20 protein-coding genes are annotated in these 25,873 nt (G+C 71.3%); 9 read left to right on the top strand and 11 right to left on the bottom strand.

Translation table 11 applies throughout. The features are described from left to right. The first annotated feature begins 16 nt into the window (after positions 1–16). The gene (locus ABD901_RS24810; RefSeq protein WP_345129527.1) at positions 17–268 is read left to right on the top strand and encodes a hypothetical protein; all 252 of its coding nucleotides are present in this window, start codon (positions 17–19) and stop codon (positions 266–268) included. Positions 269–997: 729 nt separating this feature from the next. Here ABD901_RS24810 and metH read toward each other — a convergent pair. Together metH and ABD901_RS24800 are read right to left on the bottom strand one after the other, a co-directional pair. Beyond that, positions 998–4,510: a methionine synthase gene (gene metH / locus ABD901_RS24805; protein ID WP_345129526.1), complete on the bottom strand. Its 3,513-nt coding sequence runs from the start codon at positions 4,508–4,510 to the stop codon at positions 998–1,000. Between the two features lie 9 nt (positions 4,511–4,519). Next, a complete protein-coding gene (locus ABD901_RS24800; RefSeq protein ID WP_345129525.1) occupies positions 4,520–6,190 on the bottom strand; it encodes a glycosyltransferase family protein in 1,671 nt (556 codons plus the stop codon). A 147-nt stretch (positions 6,191–6,337) separates the two neighbouring features. On the opposite strand from ABD901_RS24800, the gene ABD901_RS24795 reads away from it, so the two are divergent. Further along, complete coding sequence (locus ABD901_RS24795; RefSeq protein ID WP_345129524.1) at positions 6,338–7,219, top strand: PAC2 family protein; 882 nt, start codon at positions 6,338–6,340, stop codon at positions 7,217–7,219. A gap of 59 nt (positions 7,220–7,278) precedes the next feature. Here the strand turns inward: ABD901_RS24795 and ABD901_RS24790 are convergent, their stop codons facing one another. After that, complete coding sequence (locus ABD901_RS24790; RefSeq protein WP_345129523.1) at positions 7,279–8,493, bottom strand: pyridoxal phosphate-dependent aminotransferase; 1,215 nt, start codon at positions 8,491–8,493, stop codon at positions 7,279–7,281. Positions 8,494–8,616: 123 nt separating this feature from the next. Between ABD901_RS24790 and ABD901_RS24785 the strand changes: the two genes are divergently transcribed. From ABD901_RS24785 to ABD901_RS24770, 4 genes are all read left to right on the top strand, one after another. Beyond that, positions 8,617–8,988, top strand: coding sequence for a BlaI/MecI/CopY family transcriptional regulator (locus tag ABD901_RS24785; RefSeq protein ID WP_345129522.1), 372 nt, complete (start codon positions 8,617–8,619; stop codon positions 8,986–8,988). After that, positions 8,985–9,902 carry a M56 family metallopeptidase gene (locus tag ABD901_RS24780; protein WP_345129521.1) on the top strand — a complete coding sequence of 306 codons (918 nt, stop codon included), beginning with the start codon at positions 8,985–8,987 and terminating at the stop codon, positions 9,900–9,902. The genes ABD901_RS24785 and ABD901_RS24780 overlap by 4 nt, the downstream gene beginning before the upstream one ends. A gap of 19 nt (positions 9,903–9,921) precedes the next feature. Continuing rightward, positions 9,922–10,890, top strand: a complete 969-nt coding sequence (locus ABD901_RS24775; protein WP_345129520.1) for a ketopantoate reductase family protein — start codon at positions 9,922–9,924, stop codon at positions 10,888–10,890. A gap of 314 nt (positions 10,891–11,204) precedes the next feature. After that, entirely contained in the window at positions 11,205–11,843 is a 639-nt protein-coding gene (locus tag ABD901_RS24770; protein ID WP_345129643.1) for an HAD family hydrolase, read from the top strand. Positions 11,844–11,906: 63 nt separating this feature from the next. Here ABD901_RS24770 and ABD901_RS24765 read toward each other — a convergent pair whose 3' ends face one another. From ABD901_RS24765 to ABD901_RS24735, 7 genes are all read right to left on the bottom strand, one after another. Next, complete coding sequence (locus ABD901_RS24765) at positions 11,907–14,453, bottom strand: ABC transporter permease (protein WP_345129519.1); 2,547 nt, start codon at positions 14,451–14,453, stop codon at positions 11,907–11,909. A 4-nt stretch (positions 14,454–14,457) separates the two neighbouring features. Continuing rightward, complete coding sequence (locus ABD901_RS24760; protein ID WP_345129518.1) at positions 14,458–15,213, bottom strand: ABC transporter ATP-binding protein; 756 nt, start codon at positions 15,211–15,213, stop codon at positions 14,458–14,460. Positions 15,214–15,453: 240 nt separating this feature from the next. Then, positions 15,454–18,006 carry an ABC transporter permease gene (locus ABD901_RS24755; protein WP_345129517.1) on the bottom strand — a complete coding sequence of 851 codons (2,553 nt, stop codon included), beginning with the start codon at positions 18,004–18,006 and terminating at the stop codon, positions 15,454–15,456. A gap of 5 nt (positions 18,007–18,011) precedes the next feature. Then, positions 18,012–18,791 carry an ABC transporter ATP-binding protein gene (locus ABD901_RS24750; RefSeq protein ID WP_345129516.1) on the bottom strand — a complete coding sequence of 260 codons (780 nt, stop codon included), beginning with the start codon at positions 18,789–18,791 and terminating at the stop codon, positions 18,012–18,014. 89 nt (positions 18,792–18,880) lie between these two features. Then, the gene (locus ABD901_RS24745) at positions 18,881–19,555 is read right to left on the bottom strand and encodes a response regulator (protein WP_345129515.1); all 675 of its coding nucleotides are present in this window, start codon (positions 19,553–19,555) and stop codon (positions 18,881–18,883) included. Continuing rightward, entirely contained in the window at positions 19,552–20,760 is a 1,209-nt protein-coding gene (locus tag ABD901_RS24740; protein ID WP_345129514.1) for a sensor histidine kinase, read from the bottom strand. The genes ABD901_RS24745 and ABD901_RS24740 overlap by 4 nt, the downstream gene beginning before the upstream one ends. Before the next feature lie 1,085 nt (positions 20,761–21,845). Next, positions 21,846–22,694: a RecB family exonuclease gene (locus ABD901_RS24735; protein WP_345129513.1), complete on the bottom strand. Its 849-nt coding sequence runs from the start codon at positions 22,692–22,694 to the stop codon at positions 21,846–21,848. Between the two features lie 70 nt (positions 22,695–22,764). On the opposite strand from ABD901_RS24735, the gene ABD901_RS24730 reads away from it, so the two are divergent. Genes ABD901_RS24730 through ABD901_RS24720 form a run of 3 tightly spaced genes read left to right on the top strand, consistent with a single transcriptional unit; the run spans position 22,765 to position 25,476 of the window. Beyond that, positions 22,765–23,982: a site-2 protease family protein gene (locus tag ABD901_RS24730; RefSeq protein WP_345129512.1), complete on the top strand. Its 1,218-nt coding sequence runs from the start codon at positions 22,765–22,767 to the stop codon at positions 23,980–23,982. Next, a complete protein-coding gene (locus ABD901_RS24725) occupies positions 23,979–24,929 on the top strand; it encodes a tRNA (adenine-N1)-methyltransferase (protein ID WP_345129511.1) in 951 nt (316 codons plus the stop codon). The genes ABD901_RS24730 and ABD901_RS24725 overlap by 4 nt, the downstream gene beginning before the upstream one ends. Next, a complete protein-coding gene (locus ABD901_RS24720) occupies positions 24,907–25,476 on the top strand; it encodes a hypothetical protein (protein WP_345129510.1) in 570 nt (189 codons plus the stop codon). The genes ABD901_RS24725 and ABD901_RS24720 overlap by 23 nt, the downstream gene beginning before the upstream one ends. 20 nt (positions 25,477–25,496) lie before the next feature. Here ABD901_RS24720 and ABD901_RS24715 read toward each other — a convergent pair whose 3' ends face one another. Beyond that, on the bottom strand, positions 25,497–25,784 hold the full coding sequence (locus ABD901_RS24715) for a ferredoxin (protein ID WP_345129641.1): 288 nt from the start codon (positions 25,782–25,784) through the stop codon (positions 25,497–25,499). Positions 25,785–25,873: the final 89 nt, after the last annotated feature.

Below are 25,873 nucleotides of genomic sequence, written 5' to 3'. Positions count from 1 at the left end.
GCTCCACGCAACGCATATGGCGGCCACACGAGGCGGCATTCTCAACGTGCAGCAAGCGCCGGGCGGATCGGACAGCGTGTCAGTGCTCGAACTGAGAATCCGCCGAGCAGCGCAGTTTTGCCGGCGATGCGCGCTCATAACCGACGGTCGAATCAGCGTCGAGCAGGTTGCCCTACTCGACGACGAGGATCTCCTCGCGCTCTGCGAGCGGGTGTTCTCCGCGGTCCTGCGCCGCAAGCTCGAGGGAGAGCTCTACAAGGAGCGGTAACCGGGGAACCCCGAAGACCGGCCTGGCCTGGCGGCTGCGTCCGCCCGGCCGGGCCTTCGGCGTCTTGTCGGGTCCGTGTCGTCCACAGCCGGTCGGCCTGAACGCGCAGAAGGTTTGAGCGGGCGACGGCGGGTAGTTCGAACGTGTGAGCGAAGAATGCTCGGCCACGCACGTCAGCTCCACCGCTACCGGCGAGGTCGAGGTGCGCTGCCAGAAGCCGGCCGGGCACGTCGAGGCAGGCGACCCGCAGCACGAGGGCCGTGTCGGCGCTTTCCACATCCGCTGGCGCGACGAACCATCTACCTGGACGGCGTCGGCGTAGGAGCACTCTAACGGCCCGATCATCCAGCGGACCGGATCCGATCAGCGGAACCGGTCCGCCTCGCTCTACGCCACCATCCAGCGCATGGCTGACGTCCCGTACATCCCCGGTCCTTCCTCGCCGGCGCCCGCAGGCCCGAGCCAGTCCGGACCCTTGGCGGCGACCATCCCCGCGCAAGCCCGTCCAGCTACAGCACAGGCGCCGCACGAGCCCGTCCTAGCCGGCGAGCGCGTCGACCTGGCCTGCGGTAGGGGTGCCGGGGGTGGATTCGCCTCGAAGGATTCGGCTCAGCCTTGACCCGGGCCGCAGTAGATGACGTGTTCGCGCCGCCTGTGCCCCGCTTGCGCCCCGCCGATGGAACTTCGGCGAGTACGCGCAGGTCACGGGCGGCGCGATGACGTTGTGGCCTACTTGGCGTTGAAGTAGGACGCGTCGGGGTGGTGCACGATGATCGCGTCGGTGGCCTGCTCGGGGACGAGCTGGAACTCCTCGGACAGGGAGACGCCGATGCGGTCGGGGCGCAGCAGGGCGACGGTCTTTGCGCGGTCCTCCAGGTCGGGGCAGGCCGGGTAGCCGAAGCTGTACCGGCAGCCGCGGAAGTCGGTGCGCAGCAGGCCGTCGAGGTCGGCCGGGTCCTCGTCGGCGACGCGGCGGCCGTCGGGCAGGACGAGCTCCTCGCGGACCCGCTTGTGCCAGTACTCCGCCAGGGCCTCCGTCAGCTGCACCGACAGGCCGTGCACCTCGAGGTAGTCGCGGTAGGCGTTCTCGGCGAAGAGCTTCGCGGTGTAGTCGGAGACGGGCTGGCCGACGGTGACGAGCTGCATGCCGATGACGTCGAGCTGGCCCGAGTCCTTGGACTTGAAGAAGTCCGCGATGCACAGGCGGCGGTCGCGGCGCTGGCGCGGGAAGGAGAACCGCGCCCGCTCGCTGTGGCCGTTCTCGTCGAGCACGACCAGGTCGTTGCCCTCGGAGTAGCAGGGGTAGTAGCCGTAGACGACCGCGGCCTCGAGGACCCGGTCCGAGGCGAGGCGGTCCATCCAGTACCGCAGCCGGGGCCGGCCCTCGGTCTCCACCAGCTCCTCGTAGCTGGGGCCGCTGCCGCCGCGGGCGCCGCGCAGGCCCCACTGGCCGAGGAAGGTGGCGCGCTCGTCGAGCAGGGCCGCGTAGTCGCCGAGCGGGATGCCCTTGACGACTCGGGTGCCGAAGAACGGCGCTGCGGGCACGGGTGCGGCGTAGTCGATGTCGGAGCGCACCGACGAGTCGTCCAGCGACGGCAGGTCCTCGCGGACCTCGACCGTGCGGGCGCGGCGCTCGCGGCGGGCGGCCAGGGCGGCCTCGCGCTCGGCGTCGATCACGGGGGCGCCGCCGCGCTTGGCGGTCATGACGCGGTCCATGAGGGCGAGGCCCTCGAAGGCGTCGCGGGCGTAGTGCACGTCGCCGTGGTACAGCGCGCGCAGGTCGTCCTCGACGTAGGCGCGGGTCAGCGCGGCGCCGCCGAGCAGGACGGGCCAGCGCTCGGCCACGCCGCGGGCGTTCATCTCCTCCAGGTTCTCCTTCATGATCACCGTGGACTTGACGAGCAGGCCCGACATGCCGATCGCGTCGGCCTGGCGGCTCTCGGCGGCCTCGATGATCGCGGAGATCGGCTGCTTGATGCCGATGTTCACGACCTCGTAGCCGTTGTTGGACAGGATGATGTCGACGAGGTTCTTGCCGATGTCGTGGACGTCGCCCTTGACGGTGGCCAGCACGATGCGGCCCTTGCCGGCGTCGTCGTCGGCCTTCTCCATGTGCGGCTCGAGGTAGGCGACCGCGGACTTCATGACCTCGGCGGACTGCAGCACGAACGGCAGCTGCATCTGGCCGGAGCCGAACAGCTCGCCGACGGTCTTCATGCCGTCCAGCAGCACGTCGTTGATGATCTCGAGGGCAGGCCGGACGGTGAGCGCCTCGTCCAGGTCGGCCTCGAGGCCGTTGCGCTCGCCGTCGATGATGCGCCGCTTGAGCCGCTCTTCCAGCGGCAACGCGGCGAGCTCCTCGGCGCGGGAGGCCTTGGCCGAGGCGACGTCGACGCCCTCGAACAGCTCGATGAACTTCTGCAGCGGGTCGTAGCCCTCGCGGCGGCGGTCGTAGACGAGGTCGAGGGCGACCTCGCGCTGCTCGTCGGGGATGCGGCTCATCGGCAGGATCTTCGAGGCGTGCACGATGGCGCTGGTCAGGCCGGCCTGCTGGCACTCGTGCAGGAAGACGGAGTTGAGCACCTGGCGGGCGGCCGGGTTGATGCCGAACGAGACGTTGGAGATGCCCAGCGTGAAGTTGATCCCCGGGTAGAGCCGGGAGATCTGGCGGATCGACTCGATGGTCTCGATGCCGTCGCGGCGCACCTCCTCCTGGCCCGTGGTGATGGGGAAGGTCAGGCAGTCCACGAGGATGTCCTCGACCTGCATGCCCCACTTCGTGGTCAGGTCGTCGATGAGGCGGCTGGCGACGCGGACCTTCCACTCGGCGGTGCGGGCCTGGCCCTCCTCGTCGATGGTGAGCGCGACGACGGCGGCACCGTGCTCCTTGACCAGCGGCATCATCCGGGCGAAGCGGGAGCCGGGGCCGTCGCCGTCCTCGAAGTTGACCGAGTTGACGATGCAGCGCCCGCCGAGCATCTCCAGGCCCGCGGCGATGACCTCGGGCTCGGTCGAGTCGAGCATGATCGGCAGCGTCGAGGCGGTGGCGAAGCGGCCGGCGAGCTCGCGCATGTCCTGCGCGCCGTCGCGCCCCACGTAGTCGACGTTGAGGTCGAGCATGTGGGAGCCGTCGCGGGCCTGCTGGCGGGCGATCTCCACGCAGGTCTGGTAGTCGGCGGCGAGCATGGCCTCGCGGAACGCCTTGGAGCCGTTGGCGTTGGTCCGCTCGCCGACCATGAGCACGCTGGCGTCCTGGTGGAAGGGCACGTGGTGGTAGATGCTGGCGGTGCCGTGCTCGACCTGCGGGCGGCGGGTCACCGGGGGCTGGGCGCCGAGCTTGCGCGCGACGGCCGAGATGTGTGCCGGTGTGGTACCGCAGCAGCCGCCGACCAGCCCCGCACCGTACTCGAGGACGAAGCGCTGCAGCGCCTCCGCCAGCTCGTCCGGGGTCAGCGGGTAGTAGGCGCCGTTGGCGGTCAGCTGCGGCAGGCCGGCGTTGGGCATGACCGACACCGGGACCTTGGCGTGCTGTGCGAGGTAGCGCAGGTGCTCGCTCATCTCGGCGGGCCCGGTGGCGCAGTTGAGGCCGATGAGGTCGATGCCGAGCGGCTCGAGGGCGGTCAGCGCCGCGCCGATCTCTGAGCCGAGCAGCATCGTGCCGGTCGTCTCGACGGTGACGTGCGTGATGATCGGCACGACCCGGCCGCTGGCGGACATGGCGCGCTGCGCGCCGATGATGGCGGACTTCGTCTGCAGCAGGTCCTGGCAGGTCTCGATGATCAGCGCGTCGGCGCCGCCGTCGATGAGGCCGGCCGCGTTGTCGAAGTAGGCGTCGCGCAGGGACGCGAAGGGCGCGTGCCCGAGCGTCGGCAGCTTCGTGCCGGGGCCGATCGAGCCGAGCACGAAGCGCGGCCGCTCGGGCGTGCTGTGCGCGTCGGCCGCCTCCCGGGCCAGGCGGGCGCCGGCCTCGGACAGCTCGCGGATCCGCGACTCGATGCCGTACTCGCCGAGGTTGGCCAGGTTGGCGCCGAACGTGTTGGTCTCCACGGCGTCGGAACCGGCCGCGAAGTACTCCTCGTGCACGCCCCGGACGACGTCCGGCCGCGTCACGTTGAGCACCTCGTTACAACCCTCGTGCCCCTCGAAGTCATCGAGGGTGAGCTCGGCCGCCTGCAGCATGGTGCCCATCGCGCCATCGGCGAGGAGCACCCGCTCAGCGAGCGTCTTCAGTAGGTCCGCCATACCCAAAGGCTATCGGGAGCCCGGCGTGGCTTCAGCCCCGGGCAGGCGCGATCCCGGCCACGTATCGGACGGCAGGTCCCGCTGGGCGGGAACGTCACCTGGAGCGTCGCTCACGGCGTCGCTTTTGCCCGCCGGCTCGGGCGCCGGCGCCTCCTCGGCGGGAGCGCCGGGAACACTGAGCGTGACGGGCGCGGCGTCGTGCGGTACCCGCCAGAAGACGACGGCGGTGACGGCGAGCCCGATCCCCATGATCACCAGCGGGGTGATCGAGCCGGTCGGCGGGTGCCACTTGCCGGCGAGGGGGTTGAACCAGCCGAGGCCGGCGTTGCCGGGCATGCCGCGCTGCCAGCGGACCATGGCCCAGACGAGCAGCACCAGGTGTACCGGCAGCAGGAAGATCACGAACGTGCGCGCCAGGCTGCGCGCGCGGGCCGCGTCCAGCAGCCGCTGCTCGAGGGTCCAGGCGGCCAGCAGGGGCAGCCCGGCCAGCAGGGGCAGCATGTAGCGTCCGGCGGTGATGAACCCGGTCTGGCGGGCCTGGCTGACCTGCAGCACGCCGGGCAGCGCGACGCCACCGAGCAGGATGACCAGGTAGCGCCAGCGCAGCGTCCAGTCGCCGAAGATGCCGCCGAAGAAGACCAGGCCGCCGACGAGCATGGCCCACACGACGTACACCGGCTGCCACATCGTGACGTCGAACCAGCCCGCGACGCCGATCATGCCCTGGAGGTACACCCACCAGCTGTCGATGTAGATCGCCACCGCCTCGCCGAAGCGGTACCTCCACAGCCCCGGCGGCGGCGGCACCAGCTCGCCGGTCTTCATCGCGACGATCCAGGCGAAGGACAGCAGGGCGGCGAGGGTCACGCCGGCGGTCCACAGCTTGACGCGCAGCAGCCGCCAGTACTCGCGCAGCCACTTCCGGCGCACGGGCACGGCCAGGGCGAACAGGCCGAACGCGAACCAGGCCGGCCCGGCGGATCGCAGCATGAGCAGCAGGACCGCGCTGATGCCCAGCAGCGTCACCAGCCCGCGCTTGCGCTGCAGGTCGGGCGGCTCGAGCAGCAGGGGTATGCCCGCGGAGAAGAACGCGATGCCGGCGGCGATCTCGACCGAGTTGGGGTTCACGCCGCCGGCCAGGTGGGCCAGCATCGGCGTGGCGACGGCGAGCAGTGCGGCGGCGGACAGGCCGTAGCGCGACCAGCGCAGCAGCGAGACGAACGCGGAGGCCAGCAGGGCCGCGCACAGCGCCGAGCTGATCAGCCGGGCGGCGACGAGGCCGCCCCAGTTCGGCAACCAGCGCAGCGGGGGGCCGACGACCAGGTAGTACAGGGGGTTGTACCGCCCGGCGCTCGTGCTGACCTCGCCGATCGGGCCGCCCTTGAGCCCGGCCGCGCACGCCGCCGACACCTTCGGGTGCGGGCCGAAGCACGTGGCGTGCGCGTCCATGCCGACCGGGACGCGCTGGTAGGCACCCATCCCGGGCCGCCCGAACGCGTCGGGGACGGTGGTCGGCCGGGCGAAGATCTGCCCCGGGTCCAGCGAGGCGACCCCGGCCGCCCGGATGGTGTGCTGGACCTCGTCCGCGGGCCCGTCGAACGGGGCTGCGAAACACCACGCGCCGAAGACCAGGAAGAAGGCCGTGAAGGCGACAAGCCAGGACTTTCGTCCATTTCGCATTCCCGGATGCTACGAGAGATCTTGGAAGCCCTGCTCCGGAGCGTTTGCAGATCACCCCGGCACCGTCGCCCACCGTATTCACATCGATCTGGTCCGTACTCGCGCGGCCGGCAAGCCATCTCGCGCGCGTCAACGTAGGCTGGGACCGTGACCGAGTTCGACGGCCTGCCCGTGTTGCGCTCCCCTGTCGCGATTGCCGCGTTCGAAGGGTGGAATGACGCTGCCGACGCGTCGACCGCCGTCGTGGAACATCTCGAGCAGGAGTGGGGCGCGGAGACGATCGCCTCGCTGGACCCGGAGGAGTTCTACGACTTCCAGGTCAACCGGCCGACGGTGCTGATGTCGGAGGGCGAGACCCGGCGCATCGAGTGGCCGACGACCCGGTTCGCCGTGGCCAGCCCGCCCGACTCCGAGCGCGACATCGTGCTCATCCGCGGCATCGAGCCCAGCATGCGCTGGCGCACCTTCTGCGAGCAGGTCCTCGAGGTCTGCCACAGCCTCGAGGTCAGCCGGATCGTGCTGCTCGGCGCGCTGCTGGCCGACGTGCCCTACACCCGGCCGCTGCCGGTGAGCGGCTCGGCGCCGGCGCGTTCCACAGCGGAGGCGGCGGAGCGGCTGGGCCTCATCCCGACCCGCTACGAGGGCCCGACCGGCATCGTCGGCGTCCTGCACGACGCGTGCCTGCGCGCCGACCTCGAAGCGGTGTCGTTCTGGGTGCACGTGCCCCACTATGCGAACAACCCGCCGTGCCCGAAGGCGACCCTGGCGCTGCTGCACCGGGTCGAGGAGATCCTGGACCTGCCGGTGCCGACCGGCGACCTGGCGATGCAGGCCGCCGAGTGGGAGGAGCGGCTCAAGCAGGCCGCGGAGCAGGACGCGGAGCTGGCCGAATACGTGCGGGAGCTCGAGGAGCGCTCCGGCGACGCGGGGCTGCAGCCGCTGTCCGGCGACGAGATCGCGCAGGAGTTCGAGAAGTACCTGCGCCGCCGCGGCGGGCAGGCCGGCCCGTCGGCGACCGGCGCCTGGTAGCCGTATGCCGGATGTCCGACCTCAAGGAGCTTGAGGGAGGACATCCGGTCATCCCGGTGTCAGTCCTGCACGTAGGTCGACAGGAAGCGGCCGAGCCGGCCGATCGCGTCCTCGAGGTCGGCGACCCGCGGCAGCGTGACGATGCGGAAGTGGTCCGGCTGGTGCCAGTTGAAGCCGGTGCCCTGCACGATCATGACCTTCTGGGTGCGCAGCAGGTCGAGGGCGAACTGCAGGTCGTCCTTGATCGGGTACGCCTCGGGGTCCAGGCGCGGGAACATGTACAGCGCGCCCCGCGGCTTCACGCACGACACGCCCGGGATGTCGTTGAGCATCCGCCACGCCACGTCGCGCTGCTCCAGCAGGCGCCCGCCGGGCAGGATCAGCTCGTTGATGCTCTGGTGCCCGCCGAGCGCCGTCTGCACCGCGTGCTGCGTCGGCACGTTCGGGCACAGCCGCATGTTCGCCAGCACGTCGAGGCCCTCGATGTAGCTGGAGGCGTGCTCCTTCGGGCCGGCCAGGACCATCCAGCCGGTGCGGAAGCCGGCGACGCGGTAGGCCTTGGACAGGCCGTTGAACGTGATGGTGAGCAGGTCGGGCGCGATCGCCGCGGTCGAGGTGTGCTCGGCGTCGTCGTAGAGGATCTTGTCGTAGATCTCGTCGGAGAACACGAGCAGGTTGTGCCGGCGGGCGACCTCGGTGATGCGCTCCAGCAGTTCCGTGGAGTACACGGCGCCGGTGGGGTTGTTGGGGTTGATGACGACGATCGCCTTGGTCCGCGGCGTCACCTTCGCCGCGATGTCGTCGACGTCGGGCATCCACTCGTTGGACTCGTCGCACAGGTAGTGCACGGGCCGGCCGCCGCACAGCGACACCGACGCGGTCCACAGCGGGTAGTCCGGGGAGGGGATGAGCACCTCGTCGCCGTTGTCCAGCAGCGCCTGCAGCGACATCACGATGAGCTCGGAGACGCCGTTGCCGAGATACACGTCCTCGATGTCGACGCCGTACACCTGCTTCTGCTGGTAGTACTGCACGACCGCCCGGCGGGCCGACAGCAGGCCCTTCGAGTCGCCGTAGCCGTGCGCGGCCGGCAGGTTCAGGATGACGTCCTGCAGGATCTCCTCAGGCGCGTCGAACCCGAACGGCGCGGGGTTGCCGATGTTGAGCTTGATGATGTGGTGGCCGTCGGCCTCCATGCGCTTGGCGGCGGCCATGACCGGTCCGCGGATGTCGTAACAGACGTTGGCGAGCTTCGCGGACTGAGTCACCTGCATGGCAGGCACATTACGTCGCCGCCCGCACTTCCTCGGTAACCAGTTCCCACCATGTGGCTTCCGGCGCCAGTTCCCGCCGTCGGTACGATGCGCGCTAGTACGCGGGCGGGTTGGAGGGCGCGGATGCAGGGCTTCGGCGATCTCGAGGCGGCGCTGATGGAGCTGCTGTGGCGGCGCGAGCGGCCGACGACGGTCCGGGAGGCGATGTCGGAGCTGACGTGGCACCGCGACCTGGCGTACACCACCGTGATGACGGTGCTGGACACCCTGTTCCGCAAGGGCTGGCTCACGCGCGAGCCCGACGGCCGCGCCTACCGCTACTCGCCCGCGCTCACCCGCGACCAGTACGTGGCGCAGACGATGCACGAGGCGCTCGTCGACAGCGGCGACCGCGTCGAGGCCCTCACGCACTTCGTCGGCCGGATGAGCCTCGACGAGGCCGCCGCCCTGCGCGAGGCGCTGAGCAGCTACGAGCGCCGGATCGCCGGCCGGTGAGCCCCCTGCTGCTGGTCGGCTTCGCCGCCGCGCTCGCCCTGCTCGGCGCGCCGCGGCTGGCCGCCGCCGGCTGGGTGGCCCGCGCACCGGGCCTCGGCGTCGCCGCGTGGCTGGCACTGTCCGCGGCGATCGTGCTGTCCGCGCTGCTGTCCGGCGTGAGCCTGCTGCTGTACTACGACTGCGCACACCTCCTGGTCGACGACGCCTGGCACCTGTGCCTCGACGCGCTGCTCGGCCGCTCCGACCACCTCGCCCGCGCCGCGGCGCTGGCCGGCCTCGCCGCCCTGGCCCTCATCGGCGCCCGGATGCTGCACAGCGCCGGGCACCTCTACGCCGCCGACCGCTCGATCCGCAGCCGCATGCGCCTGCTCGTGCGCCTCGCCGGCACCCGCACCGCCGTCCCCGGCGCCACCGTCGTGCCGCACCCCGAGCCGGCCGCCTACCTGGTGCCCGGCCGCCCCGCCGACATCGTCATCACCAGCGCCGCCGTCGACCGCCTCGCCGCACCCGAGCTGTCCGCGGTCCTCGCCCACGAGCGCGGCCACCGCGCCGGCCGCCACTACGAGATGACCCGCTGGATGCGCATGCTCGCCGGCGCGTTCCCGTGGCTGCGCTGCTTCGCCGACGGCCGCCGCCAGGTCGAGCGCCTCGTCGAGCTGTGCGCCGACGACGCCGCCGCCCGCACCGCGCCGCGCCTCGACCTGGCCCGCGCCCTCGTCGCGCTCGCCGACCACGGTGCTGCGGTGTTGCCCGCCATGCACGGCGGCGACGCCCTCGAGCGCCTCGACCGGCTGCTCAGCCCGCCGCCCCCGCTGCCGGCCCGGATCCGCGCCGCGATCGCCTCGGCGTGCGGCCTGCTGCCGGTCACCCCGTTCGGCCTGGCCGTCTTCGAGCGTTCGGTGACGCTGCTGTAGGCGGCGTAGGGTCGCAGGCGTGCGATTCGTGATCCTGGGCGCCGGCGCGGTCGGCGGAGTGGTGGCCGGCCGCCTCGACGGCGCCGGCGCGGACGTGGCCCTCGTCGCCCGCGGCGCGCACCTCGAGGCGATCCGCCGCGACGGCCTGCTGCTGCGCGAGGCCGGCGGCGACAGCGTGCACCGCGTCCCGGCCTACGCATCGCCGTCCGCCGTCGACTGGCGCGACGACGACGTCGCGGTCCTCGCGGTCAAGGGCGGCGACACGCACGCGGTCCTCGCCGACGTCCCCCGCGGCCGCCCGGTCGTGTGCCTGCAGAACGGCGTCGCCAACGAGCGCGCCGCCCTGCGTCGCTTCGCCGACGTGTACCCCGTGTGCGTCATGCTTCCCGCTTCGCACCTGGCCCCCGGCGTCGTCGTGGCGCAGTGCGCTCCGGTGCCGGGGATCCTCGACATCGGCCGCTACCCGTCGGGCACGGACGCGGTGAGCGCCGACATTTCGGCGAGCCTGGTGAAGGCCGGCTTCCACTCGGTGGTGCGCGCCGACATCATGCGGTGGAAGTACGCGAAACTCCTCATGAACCTCGGCAACGCCGTCGAGGCCCTGTGCGGGCGCGTCGACGGCCTGGACGAGGCGGCCGCCCCGCTGCGCGCCGAGGGCGAGACGGTCCTGTACGCCGCCGGCATCCCGTTCGTCTCGCTCGCCGAGGACCGGGCGCGCCGCGGCGACATCCTGCAGTTGCGTGCCGTGGCGGGGGTGGAGCGGGCGGGCGGCTCGACGTGGCAGAGCCTGGCGCGGGGCACGGGCAACGTGGAGGCGGACTACCTCAACGGCGAGATCGTGCTGCTGGGCCGCCTGCACGGCGTGCCGACCCCGGCGAACGAGACGGCCCGCCGCCTGGTGGTGGCGGCGGCCCAGCGCGGCGCGGCCCCGGGTTCGCTGACCCCGTCCGACTTCCTCGCCGAGGTCGCCCGCGCGGCACATCCGTAACCTGCTCGCCAGCGAACACGCATCCGCGGGTCTGGTGTGTTCGCGCGTTTCCTGACAGGTCGGGCTCTCCGTGCCGCGACTTGTCCGTGACCTGCTCGCACGCTTTCCCGACAAGCACGCCTCCGCGGGGCTGGTCGACGCGTTCGTACGCTGCTCGTCCGTTTCCCGACAAGTCGTGGCGCGCCAGCGCCCGACTTGTCGGGAAAGCACCAGTCGAGCCGTGATCCGGGGCCGTGACCTTGCGCACGGTGGCAGGGCGGCGCGGCGGAAACGCGCCGTCGCTTGGCAGGATCCGCAGTGTGGCGATGCAGGCGGTGCTCTTCGACATGGACGGGACCCTCGTGGACAGCGAGAAGGTCTGGGAGGTAGGGCTCAACGAGCTCGCCGCCCACCACGGCCGGCCCCTGTCCGTGCGGGCGCGCCGCGAGATGGTCGGGACCAACATGTCCGACTCGATGCGCATCCTGCACAACGACCTCGGGCTGCCCGTCACGCGCGACGCGATGGACGAGAGCGTCGTGTGGCTCGAGGAGCGGGTCAAGGAGCTGCTGCGCGGCGGGGTGCCGTGGCGGCCGGGCGCCCGGGAGCTGCTGACGGCGCTGCGGGCGCAGGGGGTGCCGCTGGCGCTCGTCACCGCGACCCACCGGCACCTCGTCGACGTGGCGCTGCTGACCATCGGGGCGGACAACTTCGACGCCGTCGTGGCCGGGGACGAGGTGGACGAGACCAAGCCGCATCCGATGCCGTACCTGACGGCGGCGCGGCTGGTGGGTGCCGAGGCGCGCAACTGCGTGGCCGTCGAGGACTCGCCGAACGGGATTCGCAGTGCGCGGGCGGCGGGGTGCGCCGTGCTCGCGGTACCGTGCGAGATTGATCTTGATCCTGAGGGTGTCACGCTGGTCGGGTCGCTGCTCGACGTCGACGTCGACTACCTGCGCAAACTGGTCGGATAAACGGGCGGAGCGCCCCGCGGCCGGCAAGCCGCGGAGCGCTCCTACCATCCCCCCGGGTAAAGCTCATTCGTGCGCGATCGCCTGCAGGACGTTGACGCGCGCGGCGCGGATCGACGGCAGGACCGCGGCGATCACGCCGATCACGGCGGCCAGCAGCAGGTACGTCGCCATCTGCGTCCACGGGAACGCCATCTTCGTGAAGCCCTCGTCCTTCAGGGCCCGCACCACCGCGGCGCCCAGTCCCGTGCCGACCGCGAGGCCGAGCAGCGCGCCGAAGACCGAGATGACGACCGCCTCGACGGTGACCATGCGCATCGTCTGCATCCGGCGCATGCCGATCGCCCGCAGCAGGCCCAGCTCGCGGGTCCGCTCCAGCACCGACAGGGCCAGGGTGTTGACGATGCCGAGCACCGCGATGAGGATCGCCAGGGCCAGCAGCACCTGGATCATCGTGAGCAGCTGGTCGAACTGCGCCGACTGCGCCGCGACGTACTCGGAGCGGTTGGCGACCGAGACCTCCGGGTTGTCCTTGAGCAGCGTGTCGACCTGCTGCTGGACGGTGGCCACCGGGGTGCCGGGGGAGACCTTGACGTACCCCCAGGCCGGCTGCTGCGTGCGGAAGTCCGGGATCACGTCGGGCGAGACGTAGAGACCGCGGGCGACGTTGCTCTTCGCGAAGATGCCCACGATCGTCACGTGGTGCACCTCCCCGCGGCTGAACTGCATGTCGACCGGCTGGCCGATCGCCAGATGGCGGTTCTTCGCCGTCTCCGCGTCCACGATCGCCTGGTCCTTGCCGGTCCAGTCGAGCGCGCCCTGCTCGGTTGTGAGCTTGAACATGCCCGCCCACGCGGCCGCGTCGGGCACCGCCGAGATGCCGTCGCGCCGGTCGCCGACCTGGGCGAACTCGTAGTACTCGCTGGCCACGCTCGCCACGCCCGGGATCTTCGCCGCCGAGGCCATCACGGCCGGGTCGAACGTCGCCGGGCCGTTCTGGTCGCCGTCGCCGGAGACGATCAGGTCGACGGTCACCTCCTTGTCGGCCTGCTCGGACAGGCTCTGCTTGGCCGAGGCCAGGATGACGTTGACGCCGGTGATGAGCGCCAGGCCGACCATGAGCGCGGCCGCGGTGATCGCCGTGCGGCGCGGGTTGCGGCCGGAGTTGAGACGGCCGAGCTTGCCCGGGACCGACCAGGAGAACAGCCGGCCGAGCAGGCCCACGACCGGGCGGGCCAGCAGCGGCGTGAGCAGCGCGACGCCGATGAACGTGATGAGCACGCCGCTGAGGATCAGCCACAGCGTGGTGCTGCCGCTGCCCTTGCCGGCCAGGCCGAGGCCCAGCAGGGTGCCGCCGGCCGCGCCGACGACGGCGCCGCTGATGGTGAGCTTCGTCAGCGGCCGGTCGGGCGTGGCGACCTCCTGCAGCGCGGCGATCGGCGGGATGCGGCTGGCGCGCAGCGCCGGCATCACCGCGGCCACGACCGTCACGAGCAGGCCGACCACGAAGGAGCTGATCACGGCGGTCGCCGGCACGCCGACGGAGGCCAGGGTGACGCCGGTGAGGCTGCCGAAGAGCGACGCCAGCAGTACGCCGACGCCGATGCCGGCCGCAAGGCCCAGCACGGAGGCGAGCAGCCCGATGGTGACCGCCTCGGTGAGCACGGAGCCGAGCGTCTGGCCGCGGCTGCCGCCGAGGGCGCGCATCAGCGCCAGCTCCCGGGTGCGCTGCGCCACGATGATCGAGAACGTGTTGAGGATGAGGAACGTGCCGACGAACAGCGCGACGCCGGCGAAGCCGATCAGGATGTTGTTGAAGAAGCCGAGGCCCTGCTTGAACTGGGCGCTCGTCTCCGCCTGCATCTGGGCGTTGGTCTGCACCTTGTAGTCGGCGCCCAGCGCCGTGGCGATGCTGTCGCGCACCTGCTCGTGCGTCACGCCCGGCTGGGTCTTGACGTCGATGCTGCTGTACACGTCCTTCTCGCCGAGCATCAGCTCCTGCGCGACCGGCGTGGTGAACGCCACCTCCAGGGCGCCGCCCAGTGAGTCCCGGTTGCCGCTGTACCCGAAGATGCCCACCAGCTTGAACGTGCGCTTCGGCTGCAGGGTGAGCACCCCGACCTCGTCGCCGACCTTGAGCCCGGCGTTCTTGGCCGTGAGCGCGTTCATCGCGACCTCGTTGTCCGCGGCCGGGCCGCGGCCCTCACGCAGCTGCAGGAAGTCGTTGGTGCCGGTCCAGTTCTCGCCGATGCGCGGCGGGCCGAACGTGGTGAGGACCTTGCCGTTGGTGCCCACGACCCGGGCGCCGTCGGAGCTGGCCTGCGCGGTCACGCCGGCCACGCCCGGCACGGCCTTGACCTTCTCGACCAGGCCGGCCGGGATGTTCGCGGCCGCCGGGGGCCCGTCGAAGTTGTTCTCGAGCTTCGGTTTGTGCGTCACCTGCACGTCGGTGCCGGCGTACACGGAGGCGAAGAGGCTGTCGAAGGAGCGGCCGAGGGTGTCGGTGAGCACGAACGCCCCCGACACGAACATGACGCCGAGCACGACCGCGAGCCCGGACAGTACGAGCCGCAGCTTGCGCGACAGCAGGCTCTTGAGGGTTGCCTTCAGCATCGGGTCAGGCCACCTTGTCCAGGCGCTTCAGGCGGTCCAGCACGGCGTCCGCGGTCGGCGCGTAGAGCTCGTCGACGATGTGGCCGTCGGCGAGGAAAACGACGCGGTCGGCGTAGGAGGCCGCGTTCGGGTCGTGGGTGACCATGACGATCGTCTGGCCGAAGTCGCGCACCGAGTTGCGCAGGAACGACAGCACCTCCGCGCCGGAGCGCGAGTCGAGGTTGCCGGTGGGCTCGTCGGCGAAGATGACCTCCGGCCGCGACACCAGCGCCCGCGCGCACGCGACGCGCTGCTGCTGGCCGCCGGAGAGCTGGCTGGGCCGGTGCTTGAGCCGGTCGCCGAGCCCGACGGTCTTGATCACGGTGTCGTACCACGCCGGGTCCGGCTTGCGCCCGCCGATGGACAGCGGCAGCAGGATGTTCTCCTCGGCGGTCAGCGTCGGCAGCAGGTTGAACTGCTGGAAGATGAACCCGACCTTGGTGCGCCGCAGGTTCGTCAGCCCCCGGTCGGACAGATCGGTGATCTTGGTGTCGCCGACGTACACCTGGCCCCGCGTCACGGCGTCGAGCCCGGCGAGGCAGTGCATGAGCGTGGACTTGCCCGAGCCGGACGGGCCCATGATCGCGGTGAAGCGCCCCTTCTCGAGCTCCACCGAGACCCCCGCGAGCGCGTTGACCTGCGCCTCGCCGGAGCCGTAGACCTTCCATACGTCGACCGCCCGCGCGGCCACCTCGGTGCGCGTCGCAACCGATGCAGTCATGATTCCCCCTGGTGAATGGTGTGCACTCATCGTCTCGGCGACGGGGGAGAGAAACGTCCGCCCGCGGGGGTAGCCGGTCACGGATATTACGCTGGGGGAGCCTCCCGGAGCCCGGCTCAGGGTCAACCCCGACCCGGCGGGCACAGGATTCTCAGACACAGCCTATGAGCAGGGCCGCGGCCACCCGGAGGTGACCGCGGCCCGTTTGCGCACGTGGGGTGCGTTTTGTCGGCTGGACGACTACTCGTAGGCGATGGCTCCGAGCACGTTGAGGCGCACGGCCCGCAGCGACGGGATGAACCCGGCGACCGCGCCGATGACGATCGAGGCGATGAAGTACACGGTCATCAGCGCCCACGGCAGGGTCACCGCGCCGAAGCCGACCACGTCCTTGAGCGCGGTCACGATCGCCGCCCCGAGCCCGACGCCGACCGCGAGGCCCAGCACCGTGCCGAACACCGTGATCACCACCGACTCCGTCGTCACCATCAGCCACGTCTGCCGGCGCCGCAGGCCCACCGCGCGCAGCATGCCCAGCTCGCGGGTGCGCTCGATGACCGACAGCAGCAGCGTGTTGATGACGCCGAGGACGGAGATGGCCAGGGCGATGAGCAGCAGCACCTGCACGATCACCAGGATGACGTTGAACGTCTGCTGGTTGGTCTTGACGTACTCGGCCTTCGTGTACGCCTGGACCTGCGGGTTGTCCTTGAGCACGTCGTTGACCGCATCCTTGGCCGCGGCGACCGACGAGCCGTCCTTGACCGCCATGAACACCTGCCACGGCTGCGGGAAGGCGAAGCCCTCCTTCGCGTCGGCGTAGTCGATGACGATGCCGTCGCCGATCGCCGTCTCGCCGGTGATGCCGACGAGCGTCAGGGTCTTCTGCGGCCCCTTCGCGAACTTCACCGAGATGGTGTCGCCGAGCTTGAGCTTGCGGTCCTCGGCGGTCTTCTTGTCCACCATGAACTCGCCCGGGCCGAGCCGGTCGATGCGGCCCTGGTCGGTAGTGAGCTTGAGCACCGACACGCCCGCCGCCGGGTCCAGGTAGGCGAACACGAACTGCTGCTGGCCGTTGATCTCCACCGCGTCGGCGGTGATCGCCGCCACCGTCTTGGCCTGCGGCAGCGCGGTGATGCGGTCCAGCTCGGCGTTGGTGACGACCGGCGGGATCTCGCTGGTCTGCTGGCCGAGCACGATGACGTCGGCCGCCAGGTCCTTGTTCAGCGTGTCGGCGAACGCTGTGGACAGGGAGGTGAAGATCGTGCTGATCGCCGTGACGATCGCGATGCCGATCATCACCGCGCCGGCGGTGATCGCGGTGCGCCGCGGGTTGCGCGCGGAGTTGCGCCGCCCGAGCTTGCCCGGGATCGACCAGGAGAACAGCATGCCGAGCGCGGCGACCAGCGGCTTGCTGATGACCGGCGTCAGCAGCGCCACGCCGATGAGGACGCCCAGCACCCCGCCGAAGACCAGCGACAGGGTCGCGCCGCCGGCGCCGGCCAGGCCCCAGCTCAGCGCGCCGGCCGCCAGCGCGGTCACGACGATGCCGGAGATGGTGAGCTTCGTCAGCGGACGGTCCGGGGTGGCCGACTCGCGCATCGCCGCGATCGGCGCCACCCGGGACGCCTTCACCGCCGGCATGAGCGCGGCGACGATCGTGACCCCGATGCCGATCGCGAACGACGCGATCACCGCCGAGATCGGGAACCCGAGGCTCGCGACCTCCGCGCCGTCGGCCAGGCCGACGAATGCCCGGGCGCCGGCCGCGCCGAGGCCGAGGCCGACGAGGAAGCCCAGCGCCGAGCCGACGAGGCCGATGATGACGGCCTCCAGCAGTACCGAACGCAGCACCTGGCCCCGCGCGGCACCCATCGCCCGCAGCAGCGCCAGCTCCTGCGTGCGCTGCGCGACGATGATCGAGAACGTGTTGAGGATCAGGAACACGCCCACGAGCAGCGCCACGGCGCCGAAGCCGAGCAGGAAGTAGTTGATGTAGTTCAGCAGGTTCTTGATGCCCTTGCTGGCCTCGTCGGACAGCTCCTTGCCCGTCTGTACCACGAAGGCGTCGCCGAGCTCGGCCTTGACGGTGTCGCGCAGCTTCTCGTCGCTGACCCCGGCGGCGGCCTTCACGTCGATGACGTTGTACACGCCCTCGGCGCCGAGCATCGCCTCCTGCGCCTTCTCGGTGGTGAAGAAGATTGCGCTCTCGCCGGCCATCGAGTCGCGCCCGCCGGCGTACTGCATGATCCCGACGATCTTGTAGGTGCCGCGCTCCTGGTCACGCGTGATGACGTCCATCGAGTCGCCGAGCTTGAACCCGGCCTTGTTGGCCAGCCCCCGGTTGATGACGATCTCGTTGTCGGCCTTCGGCGCGCCGCCCTCGGCCAGCTTGACCAGATCGTCCTCGCCGGTCCAGTTCGCGCCGAACTGCTGCCCGGTCTGGTTGAGCACGACCTTCTTGTTGCGCCCGATCGGCGTCGCGCCGTTGAGGAAGACCTGCCCGGTCGCCTTCGCCACGCCGTCGAGCTTCGCCACCCGGTCCACGGTCGCGGCCGGGAACGGGGTGCTGGCATCGTTGCCGCCGCCCTGCTGCTGCAGCTGCGACTTCGCCGAGACCTGCACGTCGGTGTACGTGTAGATGTTGGCGAACAGGTTGTCGAACGTGCGCCCGAGCGTGTCGGTGAGCACCAGCGAGCCGGATATGAACATGACCGACAGCACGACCGCCAGGGTCGACAGCGTCAGCCGCAGCTTGCGCGCCAGCAGGCTCTTCAGGGTCGCCCTCAGCATGACGCTCAGGCCACCTCGTCCGCGAGCCGCGCGTTGGCGTTGTCGAGGCCCTTGAGCTTGTCGAGCACGGCCTCGGCGGTCGGCTCGCGCAGCTCGTCGACGATCTGCCCGTCGGCCAGGAAGATGACCCGGTCGGCGTAGGAGGCCGCGTTCGGGTCGTGGGTCACCATGACGATCGTCTGGCCGAACTCCCGCACCGAGTTGCGCAGGAACGACAGCACCTCCGCGCCCGAGCGCGAGTCGAGGTTGCCGGTGGGCTCGTCGGCGAAGATGACCTCCGGCCGCGACACCAGCGCCCGCGCGCACGCGACGCGCTGCTGCTGGCCGCCGGACAGCTGGCTGGGTCGGTGCCCGAGCCGGTCGGCGAGCCCGACGGTCTTGATCACGGTGTCGTACCACGCCGGGTCCGCCTTGCGACCCGAGATCGACAGCGGCAGCAGGATGTTCTCCTCCGCGGTCAGCGTCGGCAGCAGGTTGAACTGCTGGAAGATGAACCCGACCTTCGTGCGCCGCAGCTCGGTCAGCTGGCCGTCGGACATCCCGGTCAGCCGGGTGTCGCCGATGAAGATCTCCCCGCGGGTGACCGAGTCGAGGCCCGCGAGCGTGTGCATCAACGTCGACTTGCCGGACCCCGACGGCCCCATGATCGCGGTGAAGTGCCCGCGCTCCAGTTCGACGTTCACCCCGTGCAGTGCGATGACCTGAGCCTCGCCGCTGCCGTACACCTTCCACACGTCAACCGAGCGGGCAGCGATCCCGCCCCCGGTCGTGACAGTCGTGGTCACGCTCAGTCCCCCTCGAAGTGGTACCCCTTGTCCTGTCCACTTCAAGCTAAGGGTGACCGTCACCCCGTCCCTCGTCCCCGAGGACGACCTCACGACCCGGGGCGGACCAGTCCCGTCTCGTACGCGAGGACGACGGCCTGTACGCGGTCGCGCAGCCCCAGCTTGGTCAGCACGTGACCGACGTGCGTCTTGACGGTCGTCTCGCTCACCGACAGTGCACGCGCGATCTCGGCATTGGACAGCCCCTTGGCCAGCTGCACCAGGACCTCGCGCTCCCGGTCGGTCAACACCCGCAGGTCGCGCGGCGGAGCCGCATCCGGATCGGGCAGAGCGTCGGCGAACTTGTCCAACAGCCGCTTCAGGATTCGTGGCGCCACGACCGCCTCGCCGGCCGCCACCGTGCGGATGGCGATGACCAGGTCGTCGGCGGGCACGTCCTTGGCCAGGAACCCGCTGGCCCCCGCCCGAAGCGCCCCCACGACGTACTCGTCCAGGTCGAACGTCGTCAGGATGAGCACCCGCACCGGCAGCTTCGCCTCGACGATCGCCCGCGTCGCCGCCACCCCGTCCATGCGCGGCATCCGGATGTCCATCAGTACCACGTCGGGCAGCAGCCGCCGTGCCAGCTCAACGGCCTCGACCCCGTCGCCGGCCTCGGCGACGATGTCGAGCCCCGGCTCGCCCCCGAGCACCATCCGGAACCCGGTGCGCAGCAGCGGCTGGTCGTCGGCGAGCAGGAGCCGGATCGGACGCGCCTCGGTCAACTCGCCAACTGCCTCTCTACCGGCACCTCAATGGGAATCCTGGCGTGGACACGGTATCCGCCGCCGGGCCTGGGCCCGGTGCGCAGGGTCCCGCCGTACAGCATCACGCGCTCCCGCATCCCGAGCAGCCCGTGCCCGACGGCCGCGCTCCCGAGCTGCGGCCCGCGTCCGGTGTCGCAGATCTCCACCGTCACGTCGTTCGCCCCGAAGTCCAGCCGCACCTCGATGGTCGCCGCCCCCGCATGCTTGAGCGCATTCGTCAGCGCTTCCTGCACGATGCGGTACAGCGTCAGCGACACCCCCGGCTCCAGCGGCCCCGGCTCCCCGTCGACCCGCAGCACCGCCGGCAGCCCCGCCTCCTGGATCTGCTCGATCAGCCCTTCGATGCCCGCCAACCCTGGCTGCGGCGCGAGCTCCCCGGCCGGCTCCGCCTCGGTCCGCAGCACGCTGAGCAGCCGCCGCATCTCCCGCAGCGCTGTCCGCCCGGTCTCCTCGATCGTGGCGAGCGCCTCGTCCGCCGCGCCCGGATCCCTCGTCAACATCCGCCGCGACCCGGTGGCGAGCACCCCCATGACGCTCACGTGATGCGCCACCACGTCATGCAGCTCGCGCGCGATCCGCCGCCGCTCCTCGGCAACCGCTTTCTCGGTGAGCGCCCGCTGACTGCTCTCCGTGGTCCGGGCCCGATCCTCGAGCGCCGCGATGTAGGCCCGCCGGGTCGCAACGGTCCGCCCCACGGTGAAGCACACCAGCGCACTCATCGTGTTGAACACCACGAAAATCTGCGCATTCGGATAGAACGCACTCTCCCCGGTCCGCCCCAGCACCGCGGCCAGCACCATCCCCGGCACCCACATCACGCAGGCCGCCAGCAGCGCCTTCCGCACCGGCAGGTACGCGGCCGCCGTGTAGGTGAGTACGACGATCCCCAGCCCACCTTCGACGAGCCGCAGCCCTGTCACGAACGGCAGCACGGTGTGCGCGCAGGTCCAGAACACCCCCACCCACAGCCACCGCCGCCGCACCGCAACGGCCGCCAGCCCGAGAGCGTCGTACACGAGCTGCATCCCGAGGTTGTGCACCCCGAACTGCGCCGCACTGACCGCTTCAGCGCCCGCACCGACGACCATCAGCCCGAGGGCGAGCAACACGTCCTGCAGCAGCGGGTTCCCCCGCTGCCCGAACATCTCCCGGACGCGCCGCACGCTATCGACGGTATCGGCTGGCGCCGCCACCCCTTTCATCGCCGCGCCCGACTACCTCTCCTCCTCAGGGATGACCCCCGCCGTCGCGAGGATGACCCAACTCCCCACCCTCTCCGCTCCGCACGCCCCTTCGCCCGCGCCATGTGCGCCATCTCTCACCCACACCTCGAGCCCGCCGGCCGCCCGTCCCCGCCGTGTCCCCGGTGCGCATCGCCGGCCCGCCGCAGCCCGTCTCGTCGCCAGCACTCCCCGCGTGGCATCGCCGGCCGGCCGCGGCCCGTCCCGGTTGCCAGCCCACCATGCGCAAGGAGACCGGCCCCTCGCCCCTCGCCGTTCGCCGTTCGCCGTTCGCCGTTCGCCGTTCGCCGTTCGCCGTTCGCCGTTCGCCGTTCGCCGTTCGCCGTTCGCCGTTCGCCGTTCGCCGTTCGCCGCGAATCGCCGAGTATGACACATTCGGCGCTAATTTATCGCCCGACGAGGTATAAATCCGACATGTCGTGGCGCGGAGCGCCCGACATGTCGAAAGTCCTTGAGCGCCCGACGACGACGGCCGCCGCCCGCCCTCCGCGCCGACGTGGCGGGCCGTGGTGGCACGAGCGCACGATTCACCCCGACTGTGAGCTGGCGGCCACAACTGGTCGGGGGTTGCGGGCGCCTTCGGCCTGCCCGATCCAACGCAGTAAGCGTGGTCCAGGTCCGGGGGCGCTTGCGGTGATGCCTGACGGGCCGCCTGCCGCCGGCGGTCCGCCGCCGCAAGCCGCGTCGAGGGCCCGGACCCGTGCCCGGACAGCACTAGGCGGACGGCCCAGACCACTGCCTCAGCCCAAGCCGCAGGGGAGGGCCCGGACCCGTGCCCGGACAGCACCCACGGCCAACGACCTAAGCCACTGCCCAAACACGGGGCCGGCCCGTGACACAACGAACGCCGCAGCGGAGGGCCGCCAGGCCCGCAGCGTTACCTGGCGGGAACAACGGGCCACAGCTGACACGAGCCCGAGCAAGAAAAGGGTGACCATCCCCCCGGGCCCCCCGCCCCCGCCCCGCCCCCGGAGCAGCCGGCCGAAACGCCGAGACGGGAACAAGCCTCAGTCCCGCTCCACAACCACCTCACCCGAGGCAACAGGAGCCGAAGAGGGAAACGGCGGCGGCGTCCCGCCGTAAGCCGGGCACAACGCCTGATGCGCGCACCACCCGCACAACCGGCTCGGCTTGGCGCGGAAGTCCTGGTTCTGCGTCGCCAGCTCGATGGCCTGCCACAGCGCGAGCAGGGTGCGCTCGAAGCGGGCCAGGTCGTCGGCGTCCGGGGCGAAGTCGCAGACCTCCTGGTCGCGCAAGTACATGAGGCGGAGGACCCGTGGGACGACGCCGCGGGTGCGCCACAGGACGAGGGCGTAGAACTTGAGCTGGAACATGGCGCGCGCCTCGAAGGCCTCGCGCGGGGCGCCGCCGGTCTTGTAGTCCACGACGCGCAGGTCGCCGGCGGGGGAGACGTCCAGGCGGTCGATGATGCCGCGGATGACCAGGCGGCCGTCGACCTCGGCCTCGACGTAGGACTCGCGGTCGGCGGGCTCCAGGCGGTTGGGGTCCTCGACGGCGAAGTAGCCGTGCAGCAGGTCGCGGGCGCCGGCGAGGAAGTCGTCGGGGGTGAGCGGGGGGTCGGTGAAGATGCCGGCGAGCTCGGGCTCCTCCTCGACCAGGCGCTGCCACTGCGGCGCGACCAGGGATTCGGCGTGCTCGGGGGTGCGTCCGCCGGGCGGTGCGTCGAAGAGGGCCTCGAGCACGGCGTGGACCAGGGTGCCGCGGGCCTGGTCAGGGGTGGGGCGCTCGGGCAGGCGGTCAATGCTTCGGTACCGGTACAGCAGGGGGCAGGTCTTGAAGTCGGCGGCGCGCGACGGCGAGAGGGTCGGCAGGGCGGAGGTAACGGGCACCGTCATGCACAAGAGGTTAAACGGGGGGTACGACGAAAACGCGTTTCGAACCCCTCAGCCCGTAGCATCGGGTGCGATGGACGAACACCGCACGGTATCCGCGCCGGCGTCGCCCGCCGCCCGCGCGCAACAGCGGGAGCGCGGCGCGGGCATACCGCTGGGCCGGCTGGCCGGCGTCCCGGTCTATCTCGCGCCCTCGTGGCTGCTGCTCGCGGCCCTGATCACCCTGACCTACGGCACCTTCATGCAGGCCCGAAGCGACCGGGAGCTGCCGTTCACCACCGGGGTGGCGGTCGGGTTCGGGTTCGTGGTGTGCCTGCTGGTCTCGGTGCTGCTGCACGAGCTCGGGCACGCGGTGACGAGCCGGCGCAGCGGGATCGGTGTGCGCGGGATCACCCTGGAGATGCTCGGCGGGTACACCGAGATGGAGCGCGAGGCGCCCCGCCCGGGGGTCGAGCTGCTGGTCTCGCTCGCCGGGCCCGCGGTGTCGCTGGCGCTCGGGCTGCTTGCCGCCGGGGCCGCCGTGATCCTGCCGACCGGCGGGATCGCGGCCACCTTCGCCTTCCAGCTGGCGCTGTCCAACGTCGTCGTCGGGCTGTTCAACGCGCTGCCGGGGCTGCCCCTGGACGGCGGGCGGGCGCTGCAGGCGCTCGTGTGGAAGCTCAGCGGCGACGCCAACGTCGGGCGGATGGTCGCCGGGTGGATCGGGCGGCTGCTCGCGGTGGGCACGGCCGCGTCGGCGGTGCTGCTGCTGCGCTACCAGCCGTTTCAGCACGCGTACTTCGGGGTCGCCTTCACCTTCCTCGTCGCGATCACCATGTGGGTGGGTGCCGGGCAGGCGATCCGGCACGCCCGGGCGGCCGCCAAGCTGCCGCCGTTCAGCGCGCGCGAGCTGGCCCGGCCCGTCGTCGCCGTCACCGCCGGCACGCCGCTGGCCGAGGCCGACCGCATCGCGGCGCTCGGCGAGGAGCGCGGGCCCGTCGTCGCCGTGGTCGACCCCTCCGGCAGCCTGGTCGGGTTCGTGCACGGGGCGAAGGCGCGGGCGGTGCCGGCCGAGCGGCGGCCCTGGGTGCCGATCGTCGACGTCACCCGGCGTATCGACCGTGACCATGTGCTCACCGGCGATCTTCGCGGCACCGACCTGCTGATGGCCATCCGGGACGACCCGGGCGGCGACTACCTGGTGGTCACCGGGGAGGATGTGCACGGCGTCCTGCGCGGCGCCGAGCTCGTCTCCCTCGTGGCCCCGAACCGGCGGCCGCGCAGGCCGACCGTCCGGAGGAACAGCGCGTGACTGTGGAAAGCCCCGTCCAGACCCTGCCGGCCGTGCGCCGCGGGCCCTTCCGCCCGGGCGACCGGGTCCAGCTCACCGACCCCAAGGGCCGGATGCACACCATCGTGCTGGAGGCGGGCAAGGAGTTCCACACCCATCGCGGGCGGCTCGCGCACGACGAGCTCATCGGCGCGCCCGACGGCAGCGTCGTGACCTCCACCGGCGGCACCGCCTACCTGGCGCTGCGGCCCCTGCTGTCCGACTACGTGCTGTCCATGCCGCGTGGCGCACAGGTGATCTACCCGAAGGACGCGGCGCAGATCGTGGCGATGGGCGACATCTTCCCCGGCGCCCGGGTGCTCGAGGCCGGTGCCGGCTCCGGCGCGCTGACCTGCTCCCTGCTGCGTGCGGTGGGGCCGGAGGGTTCCGTCACGTCGTACGAGATGCGGGAGGACTTCGCCGCGATCGCCCGCAAGAACGTCGAGGCGTTCTTCGGCGGGCCGGTGCCGGGCTGGTCGTTGCGGGTAGGGGACGTTGCCGGCTGCGAAGATGCCGGGTTTGATCGGATAATCCTGGACATGCTCACCCCGTGGGAGATCCTTCCGCTCGTCTCGCGGGCCCTGATCCCCGGTGGGGTGTTCATCGGCTATGTGGCGACTACGCCCCAATTGTCGGAGTTGGTGGAGGCCTTGCGCGAGGATGGTGGGTACACCGAACCTCGAGCTTGGGAGAGCCTGGTGCGCGACTGGCACGCGGAGGGCCTGGCCGTGCGGCCCGATCACCGCATGATCGCGCACACGGCGTTCCTGGTGAGCGCGCGCAAGCTGGCACCGGGTGTGACGGCGCCGCCGCGCCGGCGCAAGCCGAGCAAGGGGGCCGAGGCGTATGCGGCACGGCGGCTGGCGGCCGCCGCTGCCGCTCGGGCAGACGAGGAGGCCGAAGGGCATGAGCCGACCGAGCTTCAGTGACCTACCCGCGGTCTTTCCCGACTGGTCGCCGTATCCCGACCTGGAGTCGGCGGCCCGGGCCTACCTGCGCGACCCGGACATCGCCATGGATGCGATGGCGGGTGTACTGCGAGGTCAGAGCGTTCTGGGCTTCACACTCGAGCGGTTCGTCAACGACGTCAACGGGGTGTGGCAGGAGGTCGTGGTCTGCGACGGCAACCGGCTGATCCTGTGGCACGGCGAGGACATCCCGCCGGAGGAGGCGCCGCCGGGCTCGATGACGTCGTCGCTGCGGGTGGTGGCCCTGTCGGCGGTGACCGAGGTCGGCTGCCGCCGGCGCATCAGCCGCAACCCCAACGGCACCCACCGGGTCGACAGCGTGGACGTGTACCTGCTGCTCACGTCGCTGGACGAGGCCAACGTGGCGGCGGAGGAGGCCGGCTCGGTGATCCGGCACGACGCGCTGCGCTTCGGCAAGACCCTCGACGACGGCGGCGCCGGTCAGATCGCCCGGCTGGAGGAGTTCGCGCGGCTGGTCAGCTCGCTGGTCGGCAAGCCGATGCTGTAGGACGTGGGATCACCCGAGGGTCAGTCGGCGTTCGGTCCGGCGACGGGTGCGTCGTCGGACCGGCGGTGCACGTGGATGCAGTCGCCGGGGCACTCCTTGGCCGCGTCGATGACCTCGAGCCGCAGGTGAGCGGGCACGTCGACCCGGCTGCCGTGCGCCAGGCGCAGCTCGCCGTCGGTGTCCTTCACGTAGGCCAGGCCGTCGACGTCGAACTCGAAGACCTCAGGCGCATACTGCACACACAGCCCGTCGCCGGTGCACAGGTCCTGATCGACCCACACCTGCAAAGAGTCCTGAGAAGTCTCCACGCTCACGGCCACGACGCTACCCGACGCGTCCGCAACCGTGCAGGGGGCCGTGACACACGCCGCACTGACAGCAAAAAGGTGCTGGATAG

This window comes from Dactylosporangium darangshiense (assembly GCF_039537565.1).
In the GTDB taxonomy this organism is placed as follows: domain Bacteria; phylum Actinomycetota; class Actinomycetes; order Mycobacteriales; family Micromonosporaceae; genus Dactylosporangium; species Dactylosporangium darangshiense.
This window is presented reverse-complemented; position numbering and strand designations above follow the sequence as displayed.

What these genes read in the sequence shown, in the direction of transcription:
- ABD901_RS24810 (WP_345129527.1), top strand. Translation starts at nt 17, where the DNA reads ATGGCGGCCACACGAGGCGGCATTCTCAACGTGCAGCAAGCGCCGGGC.
- metH (WP_345129526.1), bottom strand. Translation starts at nt 4,510, where the DNA reads ATGGCGGACCTACTGAAGACGCTCGCTGAGCGGGTGCTCCTCGCCGAT.
- ABD901_RS24800 (WP_345129525.1), bottom strand. Translation starts at nt 6,190, where the DNA reads ATGCGAAATGGACGAAAGTCCTGGCTTGTCGCCTTCACGGCCTTCTTC.
- ABD901_RS24790 (WP_345129523.1), bottom strand. Translation starts at nt 8,493, where the DNA reads ATGCAGGTGACTCAGTCCGCGAAGCTCGCCAACGTCTGTTACGACATC.
- ABD901_RS24785 (WP_345129522.1), top strand. Translation starts at nt 8,617, where the DNA reads ATGCAGGGCTTCGGCGATCTCGAGGCGGCGCTGATGGAGCTGCTGTGG.
- ABD901_RS24765 (WP_345129519.1), bottom strand. Translation starts at nt 14,453, where the DNA reads ATGCTGAAGGCAACCCTCAAGAGCCTGCTGTCGCGCAAGCTGCGGCTC.
- ABD901_RS24760 (WP_345129518.1), bottom strand. Translation starts at nt 15,213, where the DNA reads ATGACTGCATCGGTTGCGACGCGCACCGAGGTGGCCGCGCGGGCGGTC.
- ABD901_RS24755 (WP_345129517.1), bottom strand. Translation starts at nt 18,006, where the DNA reads ATGCTGAGGGCGACCCTGAAGAGCCTGCTGGCGCGCAAGCTGCGGCTG.
- ABD901_RS24735 (WP_345129513.1), bottom strand. Translation starts at nt 22,694, where the DNA reads ATGACGGTGCCCGTTACCTCCGCCCTGCCGACCCTCTCGCCGTCGCGC.
- ABD901_RS24730 (WP_345129512.1), top strand. Translation starts at nt 22,765, where the DNA reads ATGGACGAACACCGCACGGTATCCGCGCCGGCGTCGCCCGCCGCCCGC.
- ABD901_RS24720 (WP_345129510.1), top strand. Translation starts at nt 24,907, where the DNA reads ATGAGCCGACCGAGCTTCAGTGACCTACCCGCGGTCTTTCCCGACTGG.